Here is a 25,165-nt window from a genome sequence, read left to right on the forward strand (position 1 = left end):
GCCTCGTATACAGTTTCTGTTCGTAAGCCCCCATATTTGCCGCGGACTTCCTTCAGATTCGCAGTCACCCACGACACCCTTGTCTCTAGCTAACACTTCCTACTGCTAAGCGTGTTCGGGACTCTAACCCTATAGTCGATTGCCATGCCCGGCGCACGAAACAAAAAAACCCCGGCAAGTGCCGGGGTTTAAATTATTAATGTGCTTAAATATTAAGCTTCAACTTCTTCTTGTTTAGAAGCTAATAATTTGTCGTATTCTTCCTGAGAACCTACAATGATACGCTCGTAACCACGTACACCAGTACCTGAAGGGATTAAGTGACCAACGATCACGTTTTCTTTCAAGCCTAACATGTTATCGCGTTTACCTGCAATCGCTGCCTCATTTAATACTTTCGTAGTTTCCTGGAACGAAGCCGCAGAAATGAACGATTTAGTACCTAATGATGCACGGGTAATACCTTGTAGAATTGAACTGGCTGTTGCCGGTCTTGCATCTCTTACCGTGATCTGTTTTAAATCTTTACGTTTTAGCTGAGAATTTTCGTCTCTTAATTTACGTAATGAAACAATCTGACCTGGTTTGAATTCAGTCGAATCACCTGCATCCTCAACAACTTTCTTGTCGTACATGGCATCGTTCTCCTCTGAGAAATCCCAACGGTCTACAGCGTTGTTTTCTAAGAAAATAGTATCTCCCGGATCCTCGATGTGAACTTTCTGCATCATCTGGTGAACAATTACCTCGAAGTGCTTATCGTTGATTTTCACACCTTGTAAACGGTAAACCTCTTGAATACCATTTACTAAGTATTCCTGAACCGCTGCAGGTCCTTTAATTGATAAGATATCAGCTGGTGAAATTGAACCATCAGATAATGGCATACCTGCTTTCACGAAGTCATTATCCTGTACAAGGATGTGTTTCGATAATGGAACCAGGTATTTTTTAACTTCACCATCTTTTGATTCGATTGTGATTTCGCGGTTACCACGTTTAACACCACCTAAAGTTACCACACCATCAATCTCAGTTACAACAGCCGGGTTAGATGGGTTACGTGCTTCAAATAATTCAGTTACACGCGGTAAACCACCTGTAATATCTCGGGTTTTACCAGTTGCACGTGGGATTTTAGCGATAATCTGACCAGTTTGGATCGCTTCACCTTCATCAACTGAAACGTGAGCACCTACCGGAATGTTATAACCTTTAATCATTTCGCCTTTTTTATCAACGATCTGAACTGAAGGGTTTTTCGTTTTATCACGTGTATCAATAATCACTTTTTCACGGTGACCAGTTTGTTCATCTGATTCCTCACGGAAGGTAACACCTTCAATGATGGCATCAAACTGTGCTTTACCGGCAAATTCTGAAAGAATAACCGCGTTGTACGGATCCCACGAACAGATTTTATCACCTTTAGCTACTTTATCACCTTCTTTAACGAATAAGAATGCACCATAAGGAACGTTATTGGTTACAATAACACGTCCGCTTCCTGGCTCAACAATTCTAAATTCACCTGAACGGCCCAAAACAACCTGTACAGTACCATCTTCTGTTTGTGTATCTACGGTACGGATATTTTCGAATTCAACCACACCATCAAACTTAGCTACAATGTTTGATTCTGCAGCAATGTTTGATGCAGTACCACCCACGTGGAAGGTACGAAGTGTTAACTGTGTACCCGGCTCACCGATTGATTGTGCTGCAATTACACCAACTGCCTCACCTCTTTGAACGCGTTTACCAGATGCTAAGTTACGGCCATAACATAATGCACAAACACCACGTTTAGACTCGCAGGTTAATACCGAACGAATTTCGATGCCCTCTAGTGGCGACTCATCGATTAATTTAGCAACCTCTTCATTAATATCATCACCAGCACCTACTAATAATGTATTATCCAAAGGATTATATACATCATGAAGTGAAGTACGGCCTAAAATTCTGTCGTATAATGGTTCAACAATATCCTCGTTATCTTTTAACGCAGTAGTGTACATACCTCTTAAGGTACCACAATCGTTATCGTTAACGATCATATCCTGAGCAACATCATGCAAACGACGGGTTAAGTAACCCGCATCAGCTGTTTTTAACGCCGTATCCGCCAAACCTTTACGGGCACCGTGAGTAGAGATAAAGTACTCTAATACCGATAAACCTTCTTTAAAGTTTGATAAGATCGGGTTTTCAATGATATCACCACCTGAACCTGATTTTTGAGGTTTCGCCATCAAACCACGCATACCGCAAAGCTGACGAATCTGCTCTTTAGATCCACGTGCACCAGAATCAAGCATCATGTAAACTGAGTTAAAGCCCTGGTTATCTGAAGATAACTGAGTCATAACGAAAGTAGTTAACCTGTTGTTGATACGGGTCCAGATATCGATAATCTGGTTGTAACGCTCGTTGTTGGTAATGAAACCCATGTTATAGTTGTTTCTTACCTCTTCAACTTCGTTAGCAGCCTGCTCTAATAATGTATGTTTCTCTACGGGAATGTTTACGTCTTGCAAGTTGAACGATAAACCTCCCTGGAACGCCATTTTGAAACCTAGTTCTTTAATATCATCAAGGAACTGAGAAGCGCGAGCCATACCAGTCATTTTAACTACCTCACCGATAATATCTCTTAACGATTTCTTAGTTAATAATTCGTTGATATAACCAACTTCTTCAGGAACCATTTGGTTGAATAATACTCTACCAACAGTAGTTTCAGTTAATTTATTAGCGATAGAACCATCAGCTTGTTTTACATTTACCCTTACTTTGATAAATGCGTGCAAGTCTAATTCTTTCTCGTTATAAGCAATAATAACCTCTTCTGGTGAATAGAAAGCAGAATCCTGTCCTTTTACAACTCTTGTTTCGTCAGTTCTACGGCCTTTAGTAATGTAATAAAGCCCAAGGACCATGTCCTGAGAAGGTACAGTAATCGGCGTACCGTTTGCAGGGTTCAAGATGTTGTGTGCTGCCAACATTAATACCTGGGCTTCCAAAATTGCTGCATTACCTAACGGTAAGTGAACAGCCATCTGGTCACCGTCAAAATCGGCGTTGAATGCGGTACAAACTAATGGGTGTAACTGGATCGCTTTTCCTTCAATTAGTTTTGGCTGGAAAGCCTGAATACCTAATCTGTGTAACGTAGGTGCACGGTTTAATAATACCGGGTGACCTTTTAATACGTTCTCCAGGATATCCCAAACTAAAGGATCCTTTCTATCTACGATTTTCTTAGCAGATTTAACTGTTTTTACCACACCACGCTCAATCATCTTACGAATGATGAATGGTTTGTAAAGCTCAGCAGCCATATCTTTAGGAATACCGCACTCGTGTAACTTAAGGCTAGGCCCTACAACAATTACCGAACGAGCTGAATAATCCACACGTTTACCCAATAAGTTCTGACGGAAACGACCTTGCTTACCTTTCAAAATATCTGAAAGTGATTTCAAGGCACGGTTACCTTCAGTTTTTACCGCGTTAACTTTACGTGAGTTATCGAATAACGAATCTACAGCTTCCTGTAACATACGTTTCTCGTTACGTAAAATTACCTCTGGTGCTTTAATCTCGATCAAACGTTTTAAACGGTTGTTACGGATAATTACACGACGGTATAAATCATTTAAATCGGAAGTAGCGAAGCGACCACCTTCTAATGGAACCAACGGACGTAATTCTGGTGGAATAACCGGAACGATTTTAACAATCATCCACTCAGGGCGATTCTCGATACGTGTGTTAGCGCCACGGAAAGCTTCAACAACCTGAAGACGTTTTAAAGCCTCATTTTTACGTTGCTGAGAAGTTTCGTTAGCTGCCTGGTGACGTAAGTCGTAAGATAAAGTATCTAAATCAATACGTTTTAATAAATCTTCTAATGCTTCAGCACCCATTTTGGCGATGAATTTATTAGGATCTTTATCGTCTAAATATTGGTTTTCTTTAGGTAATTTATCTAAGATATCTAAATATTCTTCCTCTGTTAAGAAGTCCATGTAGTTGATACCTTCCTCGGCCATTAAGCCCGACTGGATAACTACGTAACGCTCGTAATAGATAATTAAATCTAATTTTTTAGTAGGTAAACCTAATAAATAACCGATTTTGTTTGGTAAAGAACGGAAATACCAGATGTGTGCAACAGGAACCACCAAAGCGATGTGTCCCATACGCTCACGACGTACTTTCTTTTCAGTTACTTCAACACCACAACGATCACAAACAATACCCTTATAACGGATACGTTTGTATTTACCGCAATGACATTCGTAATCTTTTACCGGACCAAAAATACGCTCACAGAACAAACCATCACGCTCAGGTTTGTAAGTACGGTAGTTAATGGTTTCTGGTTTCAACACCTCACCGCTTGAACGTTCCAGAATAATTTCCGGAGACGATAAGCTAATCGTGATTGATGTGAAATTGCTTTTTAATTTATTATCCTTTTTGTAAGACATATCTCTTGTATAAGGTTAAAGGCGGAGGGTGGAAAGGTGGAAGGTTTGGGCGCTTAAACCCTCAACCTTCTACCTTTTTACCTTCTACCTTAGTTAATCTAACGTAATATCTAAACCTAAACCGCGTAACTCATGTACCAATACGTTAAACGATTCTGGTACACCCGGAGTTGGTAGGTTTTCACCTTTAACAATGGCTTCGTAAGTTTTGGCCCTTCCGATTACATCATCCGACTTAACGGTTAAGATCTCCTGAAGGATATTAGCAGCACCGAATGCCTCTAATGCCCAAACCTCCATCTCACCAAAACGCTGACCACCAAACTGGGCTTTACCACCCAATGGTTGTTGTGTAATTAATGAGTATGGTCCGATTGAACGGGCGTGCATCTTATCATCAACCATGTGACCTAGTTTCAACATGTAGATAATACCTACAGTTGTAGTCTGATCGAAACGCTCACCTGTTAAACCATTGTATAAGTAGGTTTTTCCTGAAGCAGGAACACCCGCTTTAGCAATCCACTCTTCTACCTCATCGTGCGTAGCACCATCAAAAATCGGAGTTGCAAATTTAACACCCAATTCTTTGCCGGCCCATGCCAATACGGTTTCATAGATCTGACCAAGGTTCATACGTGAAGGTACACCTAGTGGGTTCAACACGATATCAACCGGACTACCATCAGCTAAGAAAGGCATATCTTCATCACGTACAATACGTGCAACAATACCTTTGTTACCGTGGCGACCAGCCATTTTATCACCTACTTTTAACTTACGTTTTTTAGCAACATAAACTTTTGCCATTTGTACAATTCCCGATGGAAGCTCATCACCTACACTAATCGCAAATTTATCGCGTTTGTAAGCTCCAAGTTCTTCGTTAACACGGATACCGTAGTTGTGAAGCAACATTTTAATCAGCTCGTTTTTATCATCATCAGTAGTCCATTTGTTAGGGCTAATGTGGTTATAATCAAGCTCTGCTAAAATTTTCTGAGTAAATTTAGCGCCTTTAGCTACTAATAATTCTTTGTAAATGTTAAATACACCTTGAGATGTTTTTCCGTTTACAATCGCGAATAATTTGTCAACTAATTCGTTCTTTAACTTCTCAGTTACTGTGTTATAGCCTTTATCTAATTTCTCAATTGCCGATTTTTCTTCAGCTTTTGTAGTTTTCTTAGCGCGGCTGAATAATTTAGTATCAATTACCACACCCTGGATTGAAGGAGGAGTTTTTAAAGACGCATCTTTAACATCACCTGCTTTATCACCAAAGATTGCACGTAGTAATTTCTCTTCCGGTGAAGGATCAGACTCACCTTTAGGGGTAATCTTACCAATTAAAATATCACCTTCTTTTACTTCAGCACCGATACGGATAATACCGTTTTCATCAAGGTCTTTTGTAGCCTCTTCAGAAACGTTCGGGATATCTGGTGTTAATTCCTCTTCTCCACGTTTAGTATCACGTACTTCTAATTCAAACTCTTCAATATGCAATGAAGTGAAAACGTCATCACGAACAATACGCTCGTTGATTACAATCGCATCCTCAAAGTTGAAACCTTGCCAAGGCATGAATGCCACTTTAAGGTTTCTACCCAATGCCAATTCACCATCTTCAGTTGCATAACCTTCGCAAAGAACCTGACCTTTACTTACTTTCTGACCTTTCTTAACGATTGGTTTTAAGTTGATACAGGTATTCTGGTTGGTTTTTTTGAATTTGATTAAGCGGTAAGTTTTGCTATCACCTTCAAATGAAACTAAACGATCATCTTCGTTACGCTCATATTTAATGGTAATTTCGTTAGCATCTACATACTCTACAACACCATCACCTTCTGCATTGATCAAAGTTCTTGAGTCACGTGCAACGCGACCTTCCAAACCTGTACCAACGATTGGTGCTTCAGGACGTAACAATGGTACGGCCTGACGTTGCATGTTCGATCCCATCAACGCCCTGTTCGCATCATCATGTTCTAAGAACGGAATTAACGAAGCAGCAATTGAAGTAATCTGGTTAGGTGCAACGTCCATCAAGTCTAATTTCTCAGGCTCGATAATCGGGAAGTCACCCTCGTAACGTGCTTTAACACGTGGCGTAGAGAACACACCTTTATCATCGTACTCTGCATTGGCCTGAGCGATGGTTTTACCATCTTCATCTTCTGCTGATAAATAGATAACGTCTGAATCTACTACTACTTTACCATCTTCAACACGTTTGTATGGTGTTTCGATGAAACCTAAATTGTTGATTTTTGCGTGCACACAAAGTGACGAAATCAAACCAATGTTCGGTCCCTCAGGAGTTTCAATTGTACATAAACGACCGTAGTGCGTGTAGTGAACGTCACGTACCTCGAAACCAGCACGCTCACGGGATAAACCACCCGGACCTAAAGCTGATAAACGGCGTTTGTGTGTAATCTCTGCCAATGGATTGGTTTGATCCATGAACTGAGATAACTGGTTTGTACCAAAGAAAGAGTTGATTACTGATGATAACGTACGGGCGTTAATCAAATCAGTTGGTGTAAACACCTCGTTATCGCGGATGTTCATACGCTCACGGATTGTTCTGGCCATACGGGCTAAACCAACACCGAATTGTGCGTATAACTGCTCACCTACCGTACGTACACGACGGTTTGATAAGTGATCGATATCATCCACCTCTTCTTTAGAGTTGATCAATTTGATCAGGTATTTAACAATTGCAATAATATCTGCTTTCGTTAATACTTTTACATCATCAGGGGTATTCATTTTCAACTTACGGTTGATGCGGTAACGACCAACATCACCTAAGTCGTAACGTTTATCCGAGAAGAATAAACGATCGATGATACCACGGGCAGTTTCCTCATCAGGTGGTTCTGCGTTACGCAAAGCACGGTAGATGTTTTCAACAGCTTCTTTTTCTGAGTTTGATGTATCTTTTTGTAATGTATTATATATAATGGTATAATCGGCCTGGCTAGCACCATCTTCCTTAGAAAGGATAATGGTTTTAACACCTGCTTCAATAACCATATCAATGTGTTCGTCTTCTAAAACGGTTTCTCTTTCAAGAATCACTTCATTACGGTCGATAGAAACTACCTCACCTGTATCTTCATCTACAAAATCTTCAACCCATTTCTTCAATACCCTTGCAGCCAGTTTACGACCGATGTATTTCTTTAAACCTGATTTACTAACTTTTACTTCGTCAGCAAGATCGAAAAGTTCCAAAATGTCTTTATCAGAATCGTAACCGATAGCACGTAATAAAGTGGTAACCGGGAATTTTTTCTTACGATCGATGTAAGCGTACATTACGTTATTAACGTCTGTAGCGAACTCGATCCATGAACCTTTGAAAGGGATAACACGTGCTGAGTACAATTTGGTTCCGTTAGTGTGACGGCTCTGGCCGAAGAACACACCCGGAGAACGGTGTAATTGCGAAACGATAACACGTTCTGCACCGTTGATAACAAACGTACCTTTTGGTGTCATATACGGGATAGTACCTAAATACACATCCTGAATAATGGTTTCAAAATCCTCATGTTCTACATCATTACAAGAAAGCTTAAGCTTTGCTTTTAATGGAACATTGTAGGTTAATCCACGCTCAATACACTCGTGTATATCGTAACGTGGCGGATCAACAAAATAATCAAGAAATTCTAATACGAAGATATTTCTCGAATCTGTTATTGGAAAGTTTTCAGCAAACACTTTAAACAAACCTTCGCTCGAGCGATCGTCTGATGTGGTATCTATCTGGAAAAATTCTCTGAATGATTGCAATTGCACATCCAGAAAATCCGGATAGTCTATAATGTGCTTACTAGTTGCAAAATTTACTCTTTGTTCGACTGTCTTTGCCAATGGACTAAAAGATTTTAGTTTAAGAATAAACTATTTGTTTGGTTCGAATTTCAAACATGCTCATTAACCAAACAAAATGAGATGTTTATAAACAGGTAAAGACACCGACATTTTCAGTCGGTGTCTAATACATTTTTAGCTTAGCTAAGTTAAGTGATTACTTAATCTCAACTACTGCTCCAGCTTCTTCTAATTGTTTTTTAAGAGCTTCTGCTTCGTCTTTAGCAACACCAGCTTTTAATTCTTTTGGTGCTCCGTCTACTAAGTCTTTAGCTTCTTTCAAACCTAAACCAGTTAAGTCTTTAACAAGTTTTACAACTGCTAATTTCTGACCACCAGCTTCTTTTAAGATTACATCAAAAGATGTTTTTTCTGCAGCAGCAGCAGGTGCATCACCACCAGCAGCAGGACCAGCAACTACAGCAGCAGCTGCAGGCTCAATACCATACTCATCTTTTAAGATTTGAGCTAATTCATTAACTTCTTTTACTGTTAAGTTTACTAATTGCTCAGCAAACGCTTTTAAATCTGCCATTTTATTAAGATTTTAAAAATTTACGTGTAATAATTTTGTTTAATTTGCGAACTTAAGGTGTTCGTTAACCTTCTCTTTCTTGTAGAGTTTTAACAATTCCTGCAATTTTGCTACCGCCTGATTGAAGTGCAGATAGAACATTTTTAGCTGGTGATTGTAATAATCCAACGATATCTCCGATAAGCTCTTCTCTTGATTTCAAGCTTACTAAGTTATTCAATTGGTCATCGCCAACATATACTGATGAATCTATGAACGCTGCTTTAAGCACTGGTTTATCAGATGTTTTTCTCAAAGCTTTAATCAACTTAGCCGGAGCATTAGCTGTTTTTGAGAATAATAATGATGATGAACCTTTTAATGCTTCGTATATCTCAGAAGCGTCGCCTTCTAAACCTTCAATCGCTTTGCGGATTAAAGAGTTTTTAGCAACTTTCATTACGATATCGCCTTCAAAACATTTGCGACGGATGTTATTAATCTGCTCAACAGAAAGGCTAGAAGTATCAGCAATATAAAAATTGCCAAACTCTTGCATTTGTCCTTGTAGTTCTAAAACTACTTCGTTTTTTTCTTCTCTGTTCATGATTAGATCCCCGCTACTGATTTGGTTTCAATTGCAATCCCAGGACTCATTGTAGAAGACACGTGAATGCTCTTAAAATAAGTTCCTTTTGCAGCAGATGGTTTTAATTTTGAAATCACCTGAATAATTTCAAGTGCGTTCTCATAAATTTTATCTGCCGGGAATGATACTTTTCCTATCGAGGCGTGTATGATACCCGTTTTGTCTACTTTAAAATCAATCTTACCTGCTTTAACCTCAGTTACAGCTTTACCAACTTCGTTAGTTACTGTACCTGATTTTGGGTTAGGCATTAAGTTCCTTGGACCTAAAACACGGCCCAATTTACCTACCTTAGCCATACAAGCTGGTGTAGTGATAATAATGTCTACATCGGTCCAACCACCTTCAATTTTAGCTACATACTCGTCTAAACCTACGAAGTCTGCGCCAGCTGCTTTCGCTTCTTCTTCCTTATCAGGAGTTACTAAAGCTAAAACACGTACAGTTTTACCTGTTCCGTGTGGTAAAGTAGCAATACCACGTACCATTTGATTGGCTTTACGTGGATCTACACCTAAAGATACATCAATATCAACTGAAGCATCGAATTTAGTAGTAGTGATTTCTTTTACCAAAGCAGCAGCATCCTTCAAAGTATAAGCTTTGCCAGCTTCTATTTTAGCATGTGCCTTTTTTTGATTTTTAGTTAATTTCGCCACTGTTGTAAACTGTTTTTTAATTAATTGTTCCAGGGTGCGTCACCAGAAACGGTGATTCCCATACTGCGTGCTGTTCCAGCAACCATACTCATTGCTGATTCGATTGTAAATGCATTTAAATCAGGCATTTTATCCTCAGCAATAACTTTAATCTGGTCCCAGGTCACCGACCCAACTTTCTTACGGTTAGGCTCAGCAGAACCACTCTGTAATTTAGTAGCATCTTTTAACTGGATAGCTACCGGAGGGGTTTTGATGATGAAATCGAATGACTTATCAGCATAAACAGTAATTACAACTGGCAATACTTTACCTGCTTTATCTTGGGTACGAGCGTTGTACTGTTTGCAAAACTCCATAATGTTCACCCCTTTAGCACCTAATGCAGGTCCTACTGGTGGCGATGGATTTGCCGCTCCGCCTTTGATCTGTAATTTGATCATTGCACTGACTTCTTTTGCCATTTTGTGTTTTTTGTTTATTTAAAACTCAATGTTAAATATTGGAAGCATGTAACATTTATTTTCCTTAGGGCTCCTATAAAGCTTAAAGGACTGCAAAGATATGGATTAACTTGCAGCAAAACAATAGTATCAGTAAAAATTAATTATTAATTTGTTCGAATGTTGTTAAACCGCAAGTTCTGTTGAAAAGAGGAATTGAAAACCACTTAGTATTTAACGGATAAGCTGCTTAGATTATTGTCAACCTACTATTTTGCATAATATAAAAAAAGCCCCGAATTAATCGGGGCTTTTAAATATTTTAAATAATTGCTTACTCTTTTTCAACTTGCATGTAATTCAACTCAAGCGGAGTTTTACGACCGAAGATTTTAACCATAACTTTCAGTTTTTTCTTCTCCTCGTTTACCTCTTCGATAATACCAGAGAAACCGTTGAAAGGACCGTCCATTACTTTAATGTTTTCGCCTACATAGTAAGGAACATTCATGGTTTCACCTTGCTCACTCATTTCATCAACCACACCTAAAATACGGTTAACTTCTGCCTGGCGCATTGGAATTGGGTTACCGGCTTTATCACCTAAGAAACCAATTACACTGTTAATTCCTTTGATGATGTGCTCTAACTCACCATCTAAGGTGGCTTCGATTAACACATATCCCGGGTAAAAGTTACGTTCTTTGGCAATTTTTTTACCATCTTTCATTTGGTAATATTTTTCCATCGGGATTAACACCTGAGGAACCAAATGAGAGAAACCTAAACGGCTGATCTCAGCATCAATGTACTGTTTTACTTTCTTTTCTTTACCGCTTACAGCCCTTACAACGTACCACTTTAGATCGCTCATTCGTAAATATTAATTAGAAAGTGATTTATAAAAAGTATCTAACACAAATGTAGATCCTTTATCCATTGCAAAAATTACCAATGCAATAATTAAAGAAGCAACCAATACCAAGATAGCAGAACTTTGCAGTTCGCCCCAGGTAGGCCAGGTAACCTTCTGGGTCATTTCATCGTACGATTCTTTTATAAACTCAACTACTTTAGCCATATCAAATTATTGAATGTGTTAATGAGTAAATGAGTGAATGATAGGTTTTGAAAATTATTTCAAATTCAATCATTCACTCATTCTGATACTCAAACATTATGTTTAGCACGGGAACAAGGATTCGAACCCTGATCAAAGGTTTTGGAGACCTCTATTCTACCGTTGAACTATTCCCGTGTATTTTAAAAAGAGCTAGCCTAAACCAGCTCTTTTTGTATTGTTGTAGCTTAAAATTAAGCTAAAATTTCAGTTACCTGACCAGCACCTACTGTTCTACCACCTTCACGGATAGCGAAACGTAGACCTTTTTCCATTGCAATCGCGTTAATTAATTTAACAGTGATTGTAACGTTATCACCTGGCATTACCATTTCAGTTCCTTCAGCTAGTGAGATCTCACCAGTTACGTCTGTGGTACGGAAATAGAATTGAGGACGATATTTGTTGAAGAATGGAGTGTGACGACCACCTTCTGCTTTTGATAATACATAGATCTCAGCTTTGAAATCAGTGTGAGGAGTTACTGAACCTGGTTTACAGATTACCATACCACGACGGATATCAGTTTTCTCAATACCACGTAACAATAAACCTACGTTATCACCAGCTTCACCGTAATCTAAGATTTTACGGAACATCTCAACACCAGTTACTGTAGATTTTAAGTTCTCAGCACCCATACCTAAGATCTCAACTGGATCTCCAGAGTTGATTACACCACGCTCAATACGACCTGTAGCAACAGTACCACGACCAGTGATTGAGAATACGTCTTCAACAGGCATTAAGAAAGGAAGATCAGTTAAACGTGGAGGAATTGGAATGTAGCTATCTACAGCATCCATTAATTCCATGATTTTACCAACCCATTTAGCATCACCGTTTAATCCACCTAATGCAGAACCTTGGATTACTGGAATATCATCACCTGGGAATTCGTAGAATGATAATAATTCACGAACTTCCATTTCAACTAGTTCTAATAATTCTGGATCATCAACCATATCCACTTTGTTCATGAATACAACTAATGAAGGCACACCAACCTGACGAGCTAACAAGATGTGCTCACGAGTTTGTGGCATTGGACCATCAGTAGCAGCAACAACGATAATTGCACCGTCCATTTGAGCAGCACCAGTAACCATGTTTTTCACGTAATCCGCGTGACCTGGACAGTCAACGTGTGCATAGTGACGGTTAGCTGTTGAATACTCAACGTGAGCTGTATTGATAGTGATACCTCTTTCTTTTTCCTCTGGAGCAGAGTCAATAGAATCGAATGAACGTGCCTCAGTTAAACCAGCATCAGCTAAAACTTTTGTAATAGCCGCTGTTAAAGTTGTTTTACCGTGATCCACGTGACCAATTGTACCGATGTTTAAGTGCGGTTTACTGCGGTCAAATTTTTCTTTTGCCATTTTATTTATAACTAATTAGTAGGTTAACTTTTTATTATTTTTTTATTTATTGTTTTTTCAACACAAAAAACCTTGTTACTCTGCCTAAACAGATTTAACAAAGCTTTATATACCTGAGCCAACTATGGGAATTGAACCCACGACCTCTTCCTTACCAAGGAAGTGCTCTACCGCTGAGCTAAGTCGGCTTTTAGTTTTCAGTTGCAGCATTTTGGTTTTCATTTCAAAACCTTATCCGGTAACTGCCCACTTTCTAATTTTATTTGGAGCGGAAGACGAGGTTCGAACTCGCGACCTATAGCTTGGAAGGCTATCGCTCTACCAACTGAGCTACTTCCGCTTTTAAAAAATTAGTGATTGATTGAACGAATGAATGACCGGTGTGATCAGTAAAACATTTGGTCATTCATTCATTTAAAGTGTGGGGAGAGAAGGATTCGAACCTTCGAAGTCTTACGACAACAGAGTTACAGTCTGTCCCATTTGGCCGCTCTGGTATCTCCCCAACTTTATCTTAAAATGCTAACACTTTAAAATAAAAAGAGCCTCCTATCGGAATCGAACCAATGACCTACTGATTACAAGTCAGTTGCTCTACCAGCTGAGCTAAGGAGGCTTTAAATTTTGTGCAATGATACGAAAAATCTTCATTTTTCATACTATTAGCGTGTATTTTTAAAACTTTTATCTTTTTAAAGAACAAGCCTTTTCTTCTTGGCGTAACGCCCTTTCCGAAAGGGAATGCAAATATACACACTTATATTTCACTTCAAAATAAATTTTAAAAAAAATGGATAAGTTTTTTTGGCTATTTCGTTAAACAGGCCGAATTGGCTTAGTAATCAACCGCTTAAAATTGAATATTTTTTTAACTTTTTTTCACCCCTTTTTCCAAAAAACGAAGCTTTACGTATAACAGCACGAATACTTATCTAAAATTAAAAGCGAAATAAATTTCAAAAAAAATAAAATCGTGCCTGTTTTGATCATTTTTTATTCAAACGCCAATAAAAATTAAGTGAAATTAATTGCAAAAAACCCAAAATCTCTCCTCCCATCCTACCCGCAGCAGTCAATTTTTTTCAATCAAAGGCAATTTTTCTTTCAAAAACACGAACGCTTAACACAAAAAAAGCAGTGCATTTCGAACTGCACTGCTTCCTTTTTTATAATTCTACTTAATATTAATAATCTGCGGCTTCGCTTTCGCTTAAAATGGCTTTATGCTCACTTAATTTTGCACGCGTTTTATCCTTATGTTTCGTAATCTGCTTTCTTAACGATTCGATAGCCAGGTCTGTGGCCTCTTCAAATGATTTACATTGTTCTTTAGCGAATAAGGTCCCTCCTGGCACAATAAGTTTGATCTCACTGATTTTATTGGCTTCATCCTCTACGTTCTCTAACTTTAAATACACTTCGCCGCTAATGATCTGATCAAAAAACTGATCGAGTTTGTTTGCTTTTTTCTGGATAAAGTCTAACAACTTACTGTCTGCACTGAAGTGGATTGATTGAACTCCGATTTTCATTTTTCCTCCTTTTTTTACGCCTTTGGATGGGCTTGTTTATAAATTGTTTTTAATCTTTCGATAGAATTATGGGTATAAACCTGTGTGGCCGCCAAACTAGCGTGGCCCAATAATTCTTTTATTGCATTTAAATCTGCTCCTGCATTTAACAGGCTGGTTGCGTAGCTGTGCCGAAGCACGTGGGGACTTTTCTTTTCATGGGTTGATACGTGTTTTAGGTATTCGGTAACAATGCGGTATATTAATTTCGGATATGCCGCAGCACCTGTATTGGTAACGATTAAGATAAGCAAATTGTTATTAAAGTTTTGCAACTTTTTTCGTTCAATGTAGGTATTTAGCTGATTAATAAGTGATTTATTTATTGGGATGATGCGTTCCTTGTTCCGCTTGCCCAAAACTTTGATTGTACCCGAGTATACATCTATATCGGTATCCTTTAATTGAAGCAATTCGGCTAAACGCATGCCGGTGCCAAAAAGCAGTTCTATCACCACGTGATCGCGTACCGAAGGAAAACTGGTATCGAAATACTGCTCCGAATCGAGCAAATGATCCATTTTCTGGGCATCAACAAATACAGGAAGCCGTTTCGGAATTTTAGGTGCTTTAATTAAAACGGTAGGGTTCTGCTCTATCTTGCCTTCCCTTAGTAAAAACTTATAAAAACTGCGTAAGGCCGAGATTTTTCGGTTAATGGTGGTTTCGGCATTTTCCTGCTCCATCAAATCAACCATGTAACTTCTGAGGTGGGTATGTTTAACCGCTAAAAAATGGAGCTCGAATGTATCGTGGATATACCCTTCAAACTGTTCTAAATCGGCTTGATAAGAAGTAACGGTGTGCTGAGAATAACGTTTCTCGTGCGTTAAATATGTGATAAAACTTTTTAGCAACATTCCATATCATTTTGAGCGGGCACTGATATGAAGTTACAAATAGTTTTGATATAAAGAAATCATTAATTAATTGTTTATTGTAAAGTTTTCGATTCCTTTAAAAACAAAAAAGCTTCGATTATAAAATCGAAGCTTTCATATATTATATCGAAAACAACTTATGAAGTTGTGTCTTGATTCATATTCTGAATGTAAACAGCATGTTTAATTTCAGTACGGCGAGCAACGGATTTTTTCTCGTATGCTTGGCGACTACGTAGTTCTCTCAATACACCAGTTTTTTCAAACTTTTTCTTGAAACGTTTAAGGGCTTTATCTAATGATTCGCCGTCTTTAATGTTGATAATGATCATAACGCTGAAATACCTCCTCTCGTGGTTTTTAAATTTCCCGCTCTATCGGGGCTGCAAATGTAAGCAAAATATTGAAACTGAGAAAGATTTTTAAAAGAAATTTTATTTGAGCCTTTGGTTAAATTAATAGGTTCTTTGTTTAATTTAGATAAACTATTTACGACTATGACGACAGGCAAAAAAGTAACCTCAATTATTGCAGTTATTATTGTACTACTACTTGTGGCAATTTGTTATTACCGCTATTTCTTTGTTTTTGGTGAAGGTGTTAAAGCCGGCGAACTAAACTACGTGGTTAAAAAGGGTTACATCTTTAAAACTTATGAGGGTAAACTGATCCAAAGCGGTATCAAATCACGCCAAACTGGAACATTACAAAATAACGAATTCGAATTTTCTATCGCCAGTAAAGAAGTTGCAGAAAAAATGATGGCCAATAGCGGTAAATTTTACGAGCTACATTATAAGGAATACAAAAACACCCTCCCATGGCGTGGATTTAGTGTATATGTGGTGGATAGTATTTTAACAAGCAGGGAGATGCAGTAAGGGGGGAAGATTAAAGCGGAAAGCATTTAAGAGGAGAACGTTTATTAAACAAAAAAAAATCCGGAGGTAGTTAAACCGTCCGGATTACTCATAATATATTTGGTTTGTTGTTTCTTTATAAAAGCACTTTTTGCTTCAGTTTTTCAACTTTAATCTTAATTCAGTACTTCGCGGGCAATTACAATTTTTTGGATTTCCGAAGTCCCCTCACCTATGGTACATAGTTTACTGTCGCGGTAAAATTTCTCTACCGGAAAATCTTTGGTGTAACCATAACCCCCAAAAATCTGAACGGCATCAGTAGCTACCCTAACCGAAACTTCCGAAGCAAAATATTTTGCCATTGCCGATTCCTTTGTCATAGGTAAATGCCTGTTTTTTAAATCTGCCGCCTGACGGATCAGTAACTCTGCAGCTTCAATTTCAGTAGCCATATCTGCAAGCTTAAAACTAATGGCCTGAAAATTAGAAATCGGCTGACCAAACTGCTGCCGTTGTTTCGAATAGGCCACAGCCGCATCAAAAGCCCCTTTTGCAATTCCTAAAGCTAATGCAGCAATCGAAATCCTTCCACCATCTAAAACTTTCATGGCCTGTTTAAAGCCTTCGCCTACATTGCCCAATAAATTGGCTTTAGGTACACGGCAGTTATCAAAAACCATTTCAGTAGTTTCTGAGGCACGCATGCCCAGTTTATTTTCCTTTTTACCTGCCGAAAAACCTGGTGTACCACGCTCTACCACAATAGCAGAAATCCCTTTAGAGCTTCCCTGCTCGCCAGTACGCACCATTACTACAGCAATATCGCCGCTTTTGCCATGGGTAATCCAGTTTTTTGCACCATTAATAATATAATCATCGCCATCTTCAAAGGCAGTAGTCATCATTCGTAAAGCGTCAGAGCCGGTATTGGCTTCTGTTAAGCCCCAGGCACCAATCCACTCGGCTGTTGCCAGTTTTGGCAGCCACCTTTGTTTCTGCTCCTCATTGGCAAAAGCTAAAATGTGGCCGGTACACAAAGAATTGTGTGCTGCCAGCGATAAACCAATCGAACCACAAACCCGGGCCACTTCAACAATCACATCAACATACTCCTGGTAGCCCAATCCCGAGCCTCCGTATGCTTCGGGTACTAAAACGCCCATCAAACCCAGTTCGCCAAGTTGTTTAAACAGTCCGACAGGGAAATGCTGTGCCTCATCCCACTCCATTATATGTGGACGAATATTTTTCTCTGCAAAATCACGAACCATAGTCCGCACACTTTGCTGAGTTTCTGTTTCCGAAAAATCGAAGCTCACGCTCATCAGGTTTATATTTTAATAGTTAGTTGCAGCAATTATAATCATTTATTTGATAGTTAATTACCATCAAATATTCGCGCAATTGCAGAATGAAATGGTATTCGGTTCAATATGTTATGCCGTTAATTTTAAAGCCTGAAATTAGCAGGGAAAGTTTTTTTTATTTTTTTTTTACAACTAAAGGGCTTGGTTTAAAATATTTCGCAAGACAGTTGATTGTGATTAAAAAGTAAGATATGGACTAATCTTATCGATCACTTCCTGATTTAAAAGGATAACCTTTTTTAAATCATCAATTCCCGAATAATTACCGTGTTGCCTGCGGTATTGAATAATGGCGTTGATCTGTTTAAAGGATAAATATGGGTTGCCTTTTAAATCGTTAAAAACTGCACAGTATTAATGTTGATTATTTTCAGCCCAGCTTTACTGATTGAAAGCTGATCTTTAATTTCAGCATATTTTTGTTCGTCAAGCCCATACACTTCCATCAGCTGCTCTGTTTTGTAAAAACCTCCCAAACGTTCACGGTATTTTATAATCCGCTTGGCAAAAGTGCCCCCTATTCCCTTTACTTCATCCAGCTGGGCAGAATTGGCTGTATTGATATCTACGATTACTGTTTTTTTAACGTATGCTTTCTTTTCAAAAGGAACAAAGCTTTTAGTCATATCGGGTACTCTTTCTTCTATCTGAACAAAAGGAAGCAATTTCTGGTACAGCTCCGGCGAAATGGTGTATATTTTCTGCAGGGCTTCGGGCTTGTAAAACCGTCCGCCTTTATTCGTATAATTGATAATTGCAGCAGCCTGTTTTGACGATAAACCAAAACTTTGCCAACCTTCAGCGGGCAGGCTGTTGGGATCAAAATTAAAAAACCTGATATTTTTTACTCTGCCTGAAGCATCATTCCGCTCGCGTGTATAAGCCGGGTGCTCCTCTTCAACTACTTTAAATACTGAATTTGTGATAAAAGTTTAGGATCGTCTTTTTCAACCGGTTTATAGTAGTCATATATAAAAGGTATAGCTTTAATTACAATAATGAGCAGCACCAGAAACAACAAACCATTGAATTCGCCTTTGCTAAAACCGAAATGTTTGTGGAGCCAAATTCTCATAGATGTGATATGACATGTGTATTATAAATATAAATCTTATTTTTGGAACTGCAAAACAGTATAGGTTTTGCCTATCAACGCCACAAATAATTTTATATGAAGATCATTACTACGTCTGAGTTTGCGAAAGCAACAAAGATTGATAAGTTAGGTGTACCAGGTTTGGCAGGTTTGATGATGGAGATCATGAAACTGAACGATATTAACGACGTTTTCGCTCAAAACCAGCACTTTAAGGGTTTAGAATTTGTAGATAAAATATTAGAAACGATTGGCGTTTCTATCGAATTTGATGAAGATGATTTAAACAGCATACCTAAAACCGGGCCATTTATTGCCATCGCCAATCACCCTTACGGTGGTGTTGAAGGCCTTGCCCTGGTTAAGCTTTTGTGCACGGTACGCCCCGATGCAAAGGTGATGGTAAACTTCATTTTGAAGAAAATCCCAAACCTCGACGAGTTTTTTGTTGCTGTTAACCCATTCGAAAACGTTCAGCACTCATCGAGCATCAGTGGATTAAAAACCACTTTCGATTTACTTAGAAACGGTACACCAATTGGCATTTTCCCTGCCGGCGAAGTTTCTACCTTTAAGCTCGATGCCCAGCAGGTAACCGATAGGATGTGGCACCCGGTTGTCGGAAAACTGATTGCCAAGGCAAAAGTTCCGGTGGTTCCCATTTATTTCCATGGCAATAATGGTGTTTTCTTTAATATCCTGAGTTTTATCCACCCTACCCTGCGCACAGCAAAACTACCTTCCGAGTTTTTAAACAAGCACGGCCGCACCATTAAAGTAAGGATTGGTAAACCGATTGCGGTTTCGGAGATTTCGCATATGAACAGCAGCAATAAGCTAATGGACTTTTTAAGGGCCCGTACTTATGCACTGGGAATTGGTTTAGATACCGAGAAAAAACTATTCAACCCGCTTAATCTATTTAAAATTAAGAAAAAGGCAGCCGATGTGATTGAGGAAACTTCGCGTGTGCTGATTAAAGCAGAGGTAGAGCAGCTGGAAGATTTTAAGGTTTGGACCGAGAAAAATTATGAAGTTTATATTGTTCCTACCTTAAAAATACCGAACATTTTAAGGGAAATTGGCCGTTTGCGTGAGATTACTTTCCGTGAAGTGGGCGAAGGCACCAACAAAAAGATCGATCTTGATAATTACGACATCTACTATAACCACTTATTTATTTGGGATAAAGACCTCGAAAATATTGTAGGTGCTTACCGGATTGGTAAGGGCGACGAAATTTTAGAAAGCATGGGCCGTCGTGGTTTCTACCTGTCAGAGTTGTTTAAAATGAAGGATCAGTTTTACCCGATGTTGAGGCAAGGTATTGAACTGGGCCGCTCGTGGATTAGAAAAGAGTATCAGGGTAAGCCGCTTCCTTTGTTTTTACTTTGGAAAGGTATTTTAAAATACCTGATTGATAACCCGCAATACCGTTACATGTTTGGTCCGGTAAGTATCAGCAATAATTTTTCGAAGTTTAGCAAGGCACTTATTGTGGATTACATTACCAAAAACCATTTCGATTACGAAATGGCCAAATATGTTAAACCAAGAAATAAATTTAAGGCCGATCTTTTACCTATTTCTACCGATACCCTGGTAGATAGCAGCGAATCGTTTAAAGATCTGGATAGTATTATTGGCGATATCGAAAACTCGCACATCAAAATTCCGGTATTGTTAAGGCAATATATGAACCTGAATGCGAAGATTATCTCTTTCAATATTGATCCGAAATTTTCTGATTGCCTGGATGGCTTCTTAGTGGTTGATACCCACAACATTCCGCCGGAAATGATTGAAAAACTTGGCAAGAACTTATAATTTAAAAACAAAAAAACCCAGACATCCATCTGGGTTTTTTATTATCAACTAACCTAAACTTTATAAATACTAACCAAATATTTATGCCACAAAAGTACAGGCAGCTTGTTAAGCTCATATTAATGAAATGTTATATATAGAATATTTCGAATCACAATTTCTTAACTGATAAATAAGCTGTTATTTATATTATTCTGTTACCTTTAGTTACTCTGTATGAGCTATGATAAACATTCTTTCTTATAAGAACCGAATGTTTCCCTCCCTTGTATTTAGCTCAAATAAAAACACTTTTATCAAATTGGTTTCTGATGGAATCAATTTTGAACCCTAATTTATGACAGTCATTTCTAAAGAAAATTTTTCGAAAGCTACGGGTATCTGTAACGTTCCAATCCCAGGCCTCGCCTCCTTTTTAATGAAATTTTTGAAGATTAACGACTTCAACGGAATTATTAAAGATGCCCACACATTAGAAGGCGAAAAATTCGCCAACCATATTTTAAATGTTTTAGGTGTCAGCATCCGGATTAGCGACGAAGATCTTGCCAATATACCAAAGGAAGGGGCTTTTATTGCCATAGCTAACCATCCTTATGGCGCAATAGAATCGCTGGCACTCCTCAGTACACTGGCCGGTAAGCGGCCAGATACGATGTTTATGGGCAATTTTTTATTAAAAAAGATCCCCAATCTCGAAAAATTCATCATTGCAGTAAATCCTTTCGAAAAAATCCAGGATGCATCAAGTATTAGCGGTTTGAAAACAACTTTAAAGGTTTTAAAAGACGGAAGTCCGGTTGCAATTTTTCCAGCCGGCGAAGTTTCGTCTTATAATTTCGGGAAAAACCAGATTACAGATCGGGAATGGCACCCGGTAGTAGGAAAAATTATCGCTAAAGCCAAAGTGCCAATTCTACCGGTATATTTCCATGGCAACAACGGCATCTTTTTTAGCCTGTTAAAATATATACATCCATCATTGCAAACTGCCAAACTGATTTCAGAACTATTCAATAAAAATGGTCATCAGTTAAGAATTAGCATTGGAAAACCAGTTAATTTAGATGAAATAGCCTGTAAAGGTTGTAATATTTCACTATTAAAGCATTTAAGAACCGGGCTTTACGCGCTAAAAAAAACCTAGCCTCATTTTCTTAAAACCGTGTTAATTTCCGATTAAGGACAACCTCATTGTTAACATAAAGAAATTGTTGCTTTTATGTTAATAATAAGTAAATTTAATGTAACCAAATATAGCATGGTTTGAAAAGAGGGATTTATACATATTTTTTGAGTGCATTTTTGTTCGCCTGCCTGATGATGAATGTGATTACGGCAAAGGGGCAGAACTACTCATTTGATTTCTATAATGGCACTTTCAACTTCAGTATCGATTCTTCTATCGTTTTCAATACTGCGCAAAAAGCAACTGCAGCCGAAACAGCACAATTTTACAGTTATGTATCGGCAGGCCATTATGCACCATTAATTGCCTCATTAAAAAATTACCAGGAAAAGTACGATCTGAACGATTGGATTTATTACCAGTTGATTCGTAAAACAGCCGAGCAGATTAGTCCGAAGGCCGATAACTATTTCCGCTATACTTTATACAAATGGTTTTTACTGAGTAAATGTGGCTACGATGCCCGCCTCGCAGTGGGTAATGATCAGGTTATCTTTTATGTAAGGAATGAAGAAAACATTAGCGATATCCCATTCTTCATGATTGATGGCGAAAAGTACATGTGCCTCAATTACCACGATTATGGCAAGTTTTTTAAACAAGCCTATGCCTACAAGCCGGTTAACATCACCATTCCGGAAGCCAGAAATGCATTTTCGTATAAGGTTACCCGTATGCCTGATTTTAAACCGGAGAATTACGCTGAAAAGGATGTAGAATTTAGTTTCCGTCAAAAAATCTATCACTTCAAATTAAAGGTGAGTGAAGATGTACAGGCTATTTTTAAAAACTATCCGGGTGTTGATTTTGAAAGCTATTTTAACATTCCCTTAAGCCGCGAAACCTACAGCTCGCTGATTCCGATTTTAAAAAGCAATTTAAAAGGAATGGATCAGAAGAAAGGTGTCGATTATCTGATGCGCTTTACGCGTTATGCTTTTTTATACGAAAACGACGAACAAAACTTTGGTGCAGAAAAAAGATTATCTCCTGAGCAAACCTTATTAAATAAATACAGCGACTGCGACGACCGGGCTGCGCTGTTCTTTTACCTGGTAAAAGAAATTTACGATTTACCCATGATAGCCTTATTGTATCCTACGCACCTCACTATGGCGGTACAGTTTGATAAACCTGTGGGCGAGTTTATAACTTATAAAGGCAAAAAGTATTCTTTCTGCGAACCAACCCCACAAGCACAGGATTTAAAAATTGGCCAGCTAGCCAATAAACTCAAAAACATCAAATACGAAATCGTATATGCATATGAGCCTGCGAAAAGGTAAAAGGCAACAAACATTAAATTAAGGTTAACTCAATATTAAAAATATATTATCTTATTAATAACAAGCGCATTAACAGCTTATTTGCAGTATTTTTATGCTTAAAGGAGAATAACCCCATGGCTGCTATCATATATACTGTTATCAAAGAATTCTTTGTCGAAATTCACGGCCATCCGGTAAAGGCCCGGATTTTATCACCGATTAACAACGAAAAAACTTCTACTTTTCAGGTGAGTTCGCATTTTAAAAACACGAGTGAGCAAGAAGCCAACATACCTGCATCAACATTTACTTCGTATGCCAATGCCGAACGCCATTTGCTTAGTTACCTGGAAGCTTTCCAGAATACTTTAGATTTGGGTGGCGATGTAGCTCCGGGAGTTAATTTCTAAACGTTCTCTTTGTCGTCTTTTTCAGGAGGTAATTCTGCGCCTATGGTATCTTCCTCAAACTTCTTTTTATCCTGCTGATTTTTTTTGATGAGATAGGCGATTAAAATAATCGCCAAAACAGCAACCCCGATTAATACTGGATAATTCATATTCCACGGATTAAATTTAACAGATCTGATCTACACTAAGTTAGCTGAAATATTTTAGATGTTAAGCATCATCCATTCTGTTAACATAAACATAATATTAATTTAACTTTCTGTTTTTTTACCTTTGGAAAAACCCATAAGTAGTTAAATGAAAAAGAACAAATCCAGGTCGAAAAGCCATTCGACAAGCAAAAAAATACGTAAAGAATTAGAATCGAAATTAGCCCTTGCATTTAACGAACTTGTTAATCAGTATGGCAAAGCAAAAAAAACAGAAAAAATTATAGAGAAGTTTGCAAAGCAATTAGCTAAAAAAGTTTCCATTTCTACACCAGACGATTCAATAGCACCATTTATCAAAGAAGAAAAGGCCGCAGTTGTCCCGGTTAAAGAAAAGCCGGTTAAAGCTGTTGCTGCAAAAAAGGTAAAAGCGCCTGTAAAAGAAGAGGCTGAATCAAAATAAAATATACATGCCCTGCCGGATACCGTCAGGGCATTTTTCTTATGCAGCTTTTATTCTGCCGATCCTTCCTTCCAGCACTGCTACAAACTTTATTTGATAAAGAAAAGGCTTCAGCATCTTTTATTGAAATTGTATTTATTTGAAACTAAAAAATAAGTACATTAGCATTGTTAACGAACTAAACTAGTCGTCAACACAAATCATAAAATCTGTCCGGTAATTAAAATTATCCTTTAAGGCAGTAAAACCCATCCCATTTCTTTTATTGATAATACGCAATTGATTGTTTAAATCAAGGCTGTGGCTATTTTCTGCGCTATTGGTCTGTTGATTTGGTCATTGTGAAGTTGCGTACAGATTGAATTATTTTTTTACTTAAATAACAACTATCATAAGTTTAAACAACAAAATCTCGGCAGAAATTACTGCCGAACAAATGGCAAAGGTTACTGCACAATTACAGGATGCAAAAGCAGCCCTTAAGGATATACTTATTTTTAACCTTACAGCCGATGAGCGCCAGGGCATGTTAAAGATGGCCCCTAAAATATTGGCTTTTGTGAGCAGGGCCATTTCGCACGCCAAACAATCGCCAGATCTGGTCCCCTCCTTTTTAGATGTGACCGAAGCACAAAAGGATTATAAACTCGCGGCCGACCTGTATGAGGTATACCTCGAAACGAGTAAGTTTTTACGATCGAGAGAGGACAGCATGATGGTGGCCGGCGGCGAGGCTTATGAGGCAACTTTTGTTTTTTATAATGCGGTTAAGGGTGCACACCGATCGAATATTGCAGGAACACAGGATGTATATGAAGATGTGAAACAACAATTCCCTAGAAACAGGGGGAATACTGAAACCAATATTTGATGAAAACATCGCTTAAGGCTGCTGTTGCTTATTCAAAAGCATGTAAT

At 38.3% G+C, this 25,165-nt stretch carries 24 protein-coding genes, 5 tRNA genes and 1 pseudogene; 7 read left to right on the plus strand and 23 right to left on the minus strand.

Annotated elements, in window-relative coordinates:
- Positions 1 to 212: 212 nt before the first annotated feature.
- The 17 genes from rpoC to rpsU form a co-directional block, all read right to left on the minus strand.
- Positions 213 to 4,499: a DNA-directed RNA polymerase subunit beta' gene (gene rpoC, locus HWV58_RS00005; RefSeq protein ID WP_175632116.1), complete on the minus strand. Its 4,287-nt coding sequence runs from the start codon at positions 4,497 to 4,499 to the stop codon at positions 213 to 215.
- Between the two features lie 93 nt (positions 4,500 to 4,592).
- Entirely contained in the window at positions 4,593 to 8,396 is a 3,804-nt protein-coding gene (gene rpoB, locus HWV58_RS00010; RefSeq protein WP_039482036.1) for a DNA-directed RNA polymerase subunit beta, read from the minus strand.
- Positions 8,397 to 8,553: 157 nt separating this feature from the next.
- Positions 8,554 to 8,931: a 50S ribosomal protein L7/L12 gene (gene rplL / locus HWV58_RS00015; RefSeq protein WP_010601097.1), complete on the minus strand. Its 378-nt coding sequence runs from the start codon at positions 8,929 to 8,931 to the stop codon at positions 8,554 to 8,556.
- A gap of 64 nt (positions 8,932 to 8,995) precedes the next feature.
- Positions 8,996 to 9,517, minus strand: coding sequence for a 50S ribosomal protein L10 (rplJ, locus tag HWV58_RS00020; protein ID WP_039482033.1), 522 nt, complete (start codon positions 9,515 to 9,517; stop codon positions 8,996 to 8,998).
- Between the two features lie 2 nt (positions 9,518 to 9,519).
- Entirely contained in the window at positions 9,520 to 10,218 is a 699-nt protein-coding gene (gene rplA / locus HWV58_RS00025) for a 50S ribosomal protein L1 (protein WP_025143259.1), read from the minus strand.
- A gap of 20 nt (positions 10,219 to 10,238) precedes the next feature.
- Positions 10,239 to 10,682: a 50S ribosomal protein L11 gene (gene rplK, locus HWV58_RS00030; RefSeq protein ID WP_010601094.1), complete on the minus strand. Its 444-nt coding sequence runs from the start codon at positions 10,680 to 10,682 to the stop codon at positions 10,239 to 10,241.
- Positions 10,683 to 10,995: 313 nt separating this feature from the next.
- Positions 10,996 to 11,535 (minus strand): transcription termination/antitermination protein NusG, encoded by a 540-nt coding sequence (gene nusG / locus HWV58_RS00035; RefSeq protein WP_010601093.1) that lies wholly within the window; start codon positions 11,533 to 11,535, stop codon positions 10,996 to 10,998.
- A gap of 9 nt (positions 11,536 to 11,544) precedes the next feature.
- Positions 11,545 to 11,742 carry a preprotein translocase subunit SecE gene (gene secE, locus HWV58_RS00040; RefSeq protein ID WP_029279332.1) on the minus strand — a complete coding sequence of 66 codons (198 nt, stop codon included), beginning with the start codon at positions 11,740 to 11,742 and terminating at the stop codon, positions 11,545 to 11,547.
- A gap of 106 nt (positions 11,743 to 11,848) precedes the next feature.
- Positions 11,849 to 11,919, minus strand: a tRNA-Trp gene (locus HWV58_RS00045).
- A 56-nt stretch (positions 11,920 to 11,975) separates the two neighbouring features.
- Entirely contained in the window at positions 11,976 to 13,163 is a 1,188-nt protein-coding gene (tuf, locus tag HWV58_RS00050) for an elongation factor Tu (RefSeq protein WP_010601091.1), read from the minus strand.
- A gap of 116 nt (positions 13,164 to 13,279) precedes the next feature.
- Positions 13,280 to 13,351, minus strand: a tRNA-Thr gene (locus HWV58_RS00055).
- A 76-nt stretch (positions 13,352 to 13,427) separates the two neighbouring features.
- Positions 13,428 to 13,503, minus strand: a tRNA-Gly gene (locus HWV58_RS00060).
- An 82-nt stretch (positions 13,504 to 13,585) separates the two neighbouring features.
- Positions 13,586 to 13,668: transfer RNA gene (locus tag HWV58_RS00065), tRNA-Tyr, on the minus strand.
- 38 nt (positions 13,669 to 13,706) lie between these two features.
- Positions 13,707 to 13,779 (minus strand) — tRNA-Thr (locus HWV58_RS00070).
- 568 nt (positions 13,780 to 14,347) lie between these two features.
- Positions 14,348 to 14,695, minus strand: a complete 348-nt coding sequence (gene hpf / locus HWV58_RS00075) for a ribosome hibernation-promoting factor, HPF/YfiA family (RefSeq protein WP_025143266.1) — start codon at positions 14,693 to 14,695, stop codon at positions 14,348 to 14,350.
- Between the two features lie 14 nt (positions 14,696 to 14,709).
- Positions 14,710 to 15,594, minus strand: coding sequence for a tyrosine-type recombinase/integrase (locus HWV58_RS00080; RefSeq protein WP_175632117.1), 885 nt, complete (start codon positions 15,592 to 15,594; stop codon positions 14,710 to 14,712).
- 158 nt (positions 15,595 to 15,752) lie between these two features.
- Positions 15,753 to 15,947: a 30S ribosomal protein S21 gene (gene rpsU, locus HWV58_RS00085; protein ID WP_010601088.1), complete on the minus strand. Its 195-nt coding sequence runs from the start codon at positions 15,945 to 15,947 to the stop codon at positions 15,753 to 15,755.
- A 165-nt stretch (positions 15,948 to 16,112) separates the two neighbouring features.
- On the opposite strand from rpsU, the gene HWV58_RS00090 reads away from it, so the two are divergent.
- Positions 16,113 to 16,496, plus strand: a complete 384-nt coding sequence (locus HWV58_RS00090; RefSeq protein WP_175632118.1) for a hypothetical protein — start codon at positions 16,113 to 16,115, stop codon at positions 16,494 to 16,496.
- A 155-nt stretch (positions 16,497 to 16,651) separates the two neighbouring features.
- On the opposite strand, the gene HWV58_RS00095 is transcribed toward HWV58_RS00090, so the two are convergent.
- From HWV58_RS00095 to HWV58_RS00115, 5 genes and pseudogenes are all read right to left on the minus strand, one after another.
- The gene (locus HWV58_RS00095) at positions 16,652 to 17,803 is read right to left on the minus strand and encodes an acyl-CoA dehydrogenase family protein (RefSeq protein ID WP_175632119.1); all 1,152 of its coding nucleotides are present in this window, start codon (positions 17,801 to 17,803) and stop codon (positions 16,652 to 16,654) included.
- Between the two features lie 219 nt (positions 17,804 to 18,022).
- Positions 18,023 to 18,145 carry a ComEA family DNA-binding protein gene (locus HWV58_RS24580; RefSeq protein WP_175632674.1) on the minus strand — a complete coding sequence of 41 codons (123 nt, stop codon included), beginning with the start codon at positions 18,143 to 18,145 and terminating at the stop codon, positions 18,023 to 18,025.
- 29 nt (positions 18,146 to 18,174) lie between these two features.
- Positions 18,175 to 18,471 (minus strand): ComEA family DNA-binding protein, encoded by a 297-nt coding sequence (locus HWV58_RS00105; RefSeq protein WP_175632120.1) that lies wholly within the window; start codon positions 18,469 to 18,471, stop codon positions 18,175 to 18,177.
- A 36-nt stretch (positions 18,472 to 18,507) separates the two neighbouring features.
- Positions 18,508 to 18,771, minus strand: a pseudogene (locus HWV58_RS24585) (ComEA family DNA-binding protein); the annotation flags it as partial.
- Entirely contained in the window at positions 18,747 to 18,920 is a 174-nt protein-coding gene (locus HWV58_RS00115) for a hypothetical protein (RefSeq protein ID WP_175632121.1), read from the minus strand. The gene HWV58_RS00115 and the pseudogene HWV58_RS24585, both read right to left, overlap by 25 nt.
- Before the next feature lie 96 nt (positions 18,921 to 19,016).
- Here HWV58_RS00115 and HWV58_RS00120 point away from each other — a divergent pair, with 96 nt between their 5' ends.
- The 4 genes from HWV58_RS00120 (at position 19,017) to HWV58_RS00135 (ending at position 23,635) form a co-directional block, all read left to right on the plus strand.
- Positions 19,017 to 20,768, plus strand: a complete 1,752-nt coding sequence (locus tag HWV58_RS00120; protein WP_175632122.1) for a lysophospholipid acyltransferase family protein — start codon at positions 19,017 to 19,019, stop codon at positions 20,766 to 20,768.
- A 337-nt stretch (positions 20,769 to 21,105) separates the two neighbouring features.
- Positions 21,106 to 21,915, plus strand: coding sequence for a lysophospholipid acyltransferase family protein (locus tag HWV58_RS00125; protein WP_175632123.1), 810 nt, complete (start codon positions 21,106 to 21,108; stop codon positions 21,913 to 21,915).
- A gap of 146 nt (positions 21,916 to 22,061) precedes the next feature.
- Entirely contained in the window at positions 22,062 to 23,243 is a 1,182-nt protein-coding gene (locus HWV58_RS00130; protein ID WP_317174755.1) for a hypothetical protein, read from the plus strand.
- 116 nt (positions 23,244 to 23,359) lie between these two features.
- Positions 23,360 to 23,635, plus strand: coding sequence for a hypothetical protein (locus HWV58_RS00135; RefSeq protein ID WP_175632124.1), 276 nt, complete (start codon positions 23,360 to 23,362; stop codon positions 23,633 to 23,635).
- Here the strand turns inward: HWV58_RS00135 and HWV58_RS00140 are convergent.
- Positions 23,632 to 23,784 carry a hypothetical protein gene (locus tag HWV58_RS00140; protein ID WP_175632125.1) on the minus strand — a complete coding sequence of 51 codons (153 nt, stop codon included), beginning with the start codon at positions 23,782 to 23,784 and terminating at the stop codon, positions 23,632 to 23,634. The two genes, HWV58_RS00135 and HWV58_RS00140, sit on opposite strands and share 4 nt — an antisense overlap.
- 148 nt (positions 23,785 to 23,932) lie before the next feature.
- On the opposite strand from HWV58_RS00140, the gene HWV58_RS00145 reads away from it, so the two are divergent.
- Complete coding sequence (locus tag HWV58_RS00145; protein WP_175632126.1) at positions 23,933 to 24,247, plus strand: hypothetical protein; 315 nt, start codon at positions 23,933 to 23,935, stop codon at positions 24,245 to 24,247.
- A 436-nt stretch (positions 24,248 to 24,683) separates the two neighbouring features.
- Positions 24,684 to 25,118 carry a hypothetical protein gene (locus HWV58_RS00150; protein ID WP_175632127.1) on the plus strand — a complete coding sequence of 145 codons (435 nt, stop codon included), beginning with the start codon at positions 24,684 to 24,686 and terminating at the stop codon, positions 25,116 to 25,118.
- Positions 25,119 to 25,165: the final 47 nt, after the last annotated feature.

Origin of the sequence: Pedobacter ghigonis, from assembly GCF_903166585.1 — a bacterium.
In the GTDB taxonomy this organism is placed as follows: domain Bacteria; phylum Bacteroidota; class Bacteroidia; order Sphingobacteriales; family Sphingobacteriaceae; genus Pedobacter; species Pedobacter ghigonis.

Excerpts from the sequence above, each read along its gene's own strand:
- rpoC (WP_175632116.1), bottom strand. The coding sequence starts at position 4,499 with ATGTCTTACAAAAAGGATAATAAATTAAAAAGCAATTTCACATCAATC.
- rplL (WP_010601097.1), bottom strand. The coding sequence starts at position 8,931 with ATGGCAGATTTAAAAGCGTTTGCTGAGCAATTAGTAAACTTAACAGTA.
- rplJ (WP_039482033.1), bottom strand. The coding sequence starts at position 9,517 with ATGAACAGAGAAGAAAAAAACGAAGTAGTTTTAGAACTACAAGGACAA.
- rplK (WP_010601094.1), bottom strand. The coding sequence starts at position 10,682 with ATGGCAAAAGAAGTCAGTGCAATGATCAAATTACAGATCAAAGGCGGA.
- nusG (WP_010601093.1), bottom strand. The coding sequence starts at position 11,535 with ATGAGCGATCTAAAGTGGTACGTTGTAAGGGCTGTAAGCGGTAAAGAA.
- secE (WP_029279332.1), bottom strand. The coding sequence starts at position 11,742 with ATGGCTAAAGTAGTTGAGTTTATAAAAGAATCGTACGATGAAATGACC.
- tuf (WP_010601091.1), bottom strand. The coding sequence starts at position 13,163 with ATGGCAAAAGAAAAATTTGACCGCAGTAAACCGCACTTAAACATCGGT.
- hpf (WP_025143266.1), bottom strand. The coding sequence starts at position 14,695 with ATGAAAATCGGAGTTCAATCAATCCACTTCAGTGCAGACAGTAAGTTG.
- HWV58_RS00080 (WP_175632117.1), bottom strand. The coding sequence starts at position 15,594 with ATGTTGCTAAAAAGTTTTATCACATATTTAACGCACGAGAAACGTTAT.
- rpsU (WP_010601088.1), bottom strand. The coding sequence starts at position 15,947 with ATGATCATTATCAACATTAAAGACGGCGAATCATTAGATAAAGCCCTT.
- HWV58_RS00090 (WP_175632118.1), top strand. The coding sequence starts at position 16,113 with ATGACGACAGGCAAAAAAGTAACCTCAATTATTGCAGTTATTATTGTA.
- HWV58_RS00095 (WP_175632119.1), bottom strand. The coding sequence starts at position 17,803 with ATGAGCGTGAGCTTCGATTTTTCGGAAACAGAAACTCAGCAAAGTGTG.
- HWV58_RS00105 (WP_175632120.1), bottom strand. The coding sequence starts at position 18,471 with ATGACTAAAAGCTTTGTTCCTTTTGAAAAGAAAGCATACGTTAAAAAA.
- HWV58_RS00115 (WP_175632121.1), bottom strand. The coding sequence starts at position 18,920 with ATGAGAATTTGGCTCCACAAACATTTCGGTTTTAGCAAAGGCGAATTC.
- HWV58_RS00120 (WP_175632122.1), top strand. The coding sequence starts at position 19,017 with ATGAAGATCATTACTACGTCTGAGTTTGCGAAAGCAACAAAGATTGAT.
- HWV58_RS00125 (WP_175632123.1), top strand. The coding sequence starts at position 21,106 with ATGACAGTCATTTCTAAAGAAAATTTTTCGAAAGCTACGGGTATCTGT.
- HWV58_RS00135 (WP_175632124.1), top strand. The coding sequence starts at position 23,360 with ATGGCTGCTATCATATATACTGTTATCAAAGAATTCTTTGTCGAAATT.
- HWV58_RS00140 (WP_175632125.1), bottom strand. The coding sequence starts at position 23,784 with ATGAATTATCCAGTATTAATCGGGGTTGCTGTTTTGGCGATTATTTTA.
- HWV58_RS00145 (WP_175632126.1), top strand. The coding sequence starts at position 23,933 with ATGAAAAAGAACAAATCCAGGTCGAAAAGCCATTCGACAAGCAAAAAA.
- HWV58_RS00150 (WP_175632127.1), top strand. The coding sequence starts at position 24,684 with ATGGCAAAGGTTACTGCACAATTACAGGATGCAAAAGCAGCCCTTAAG.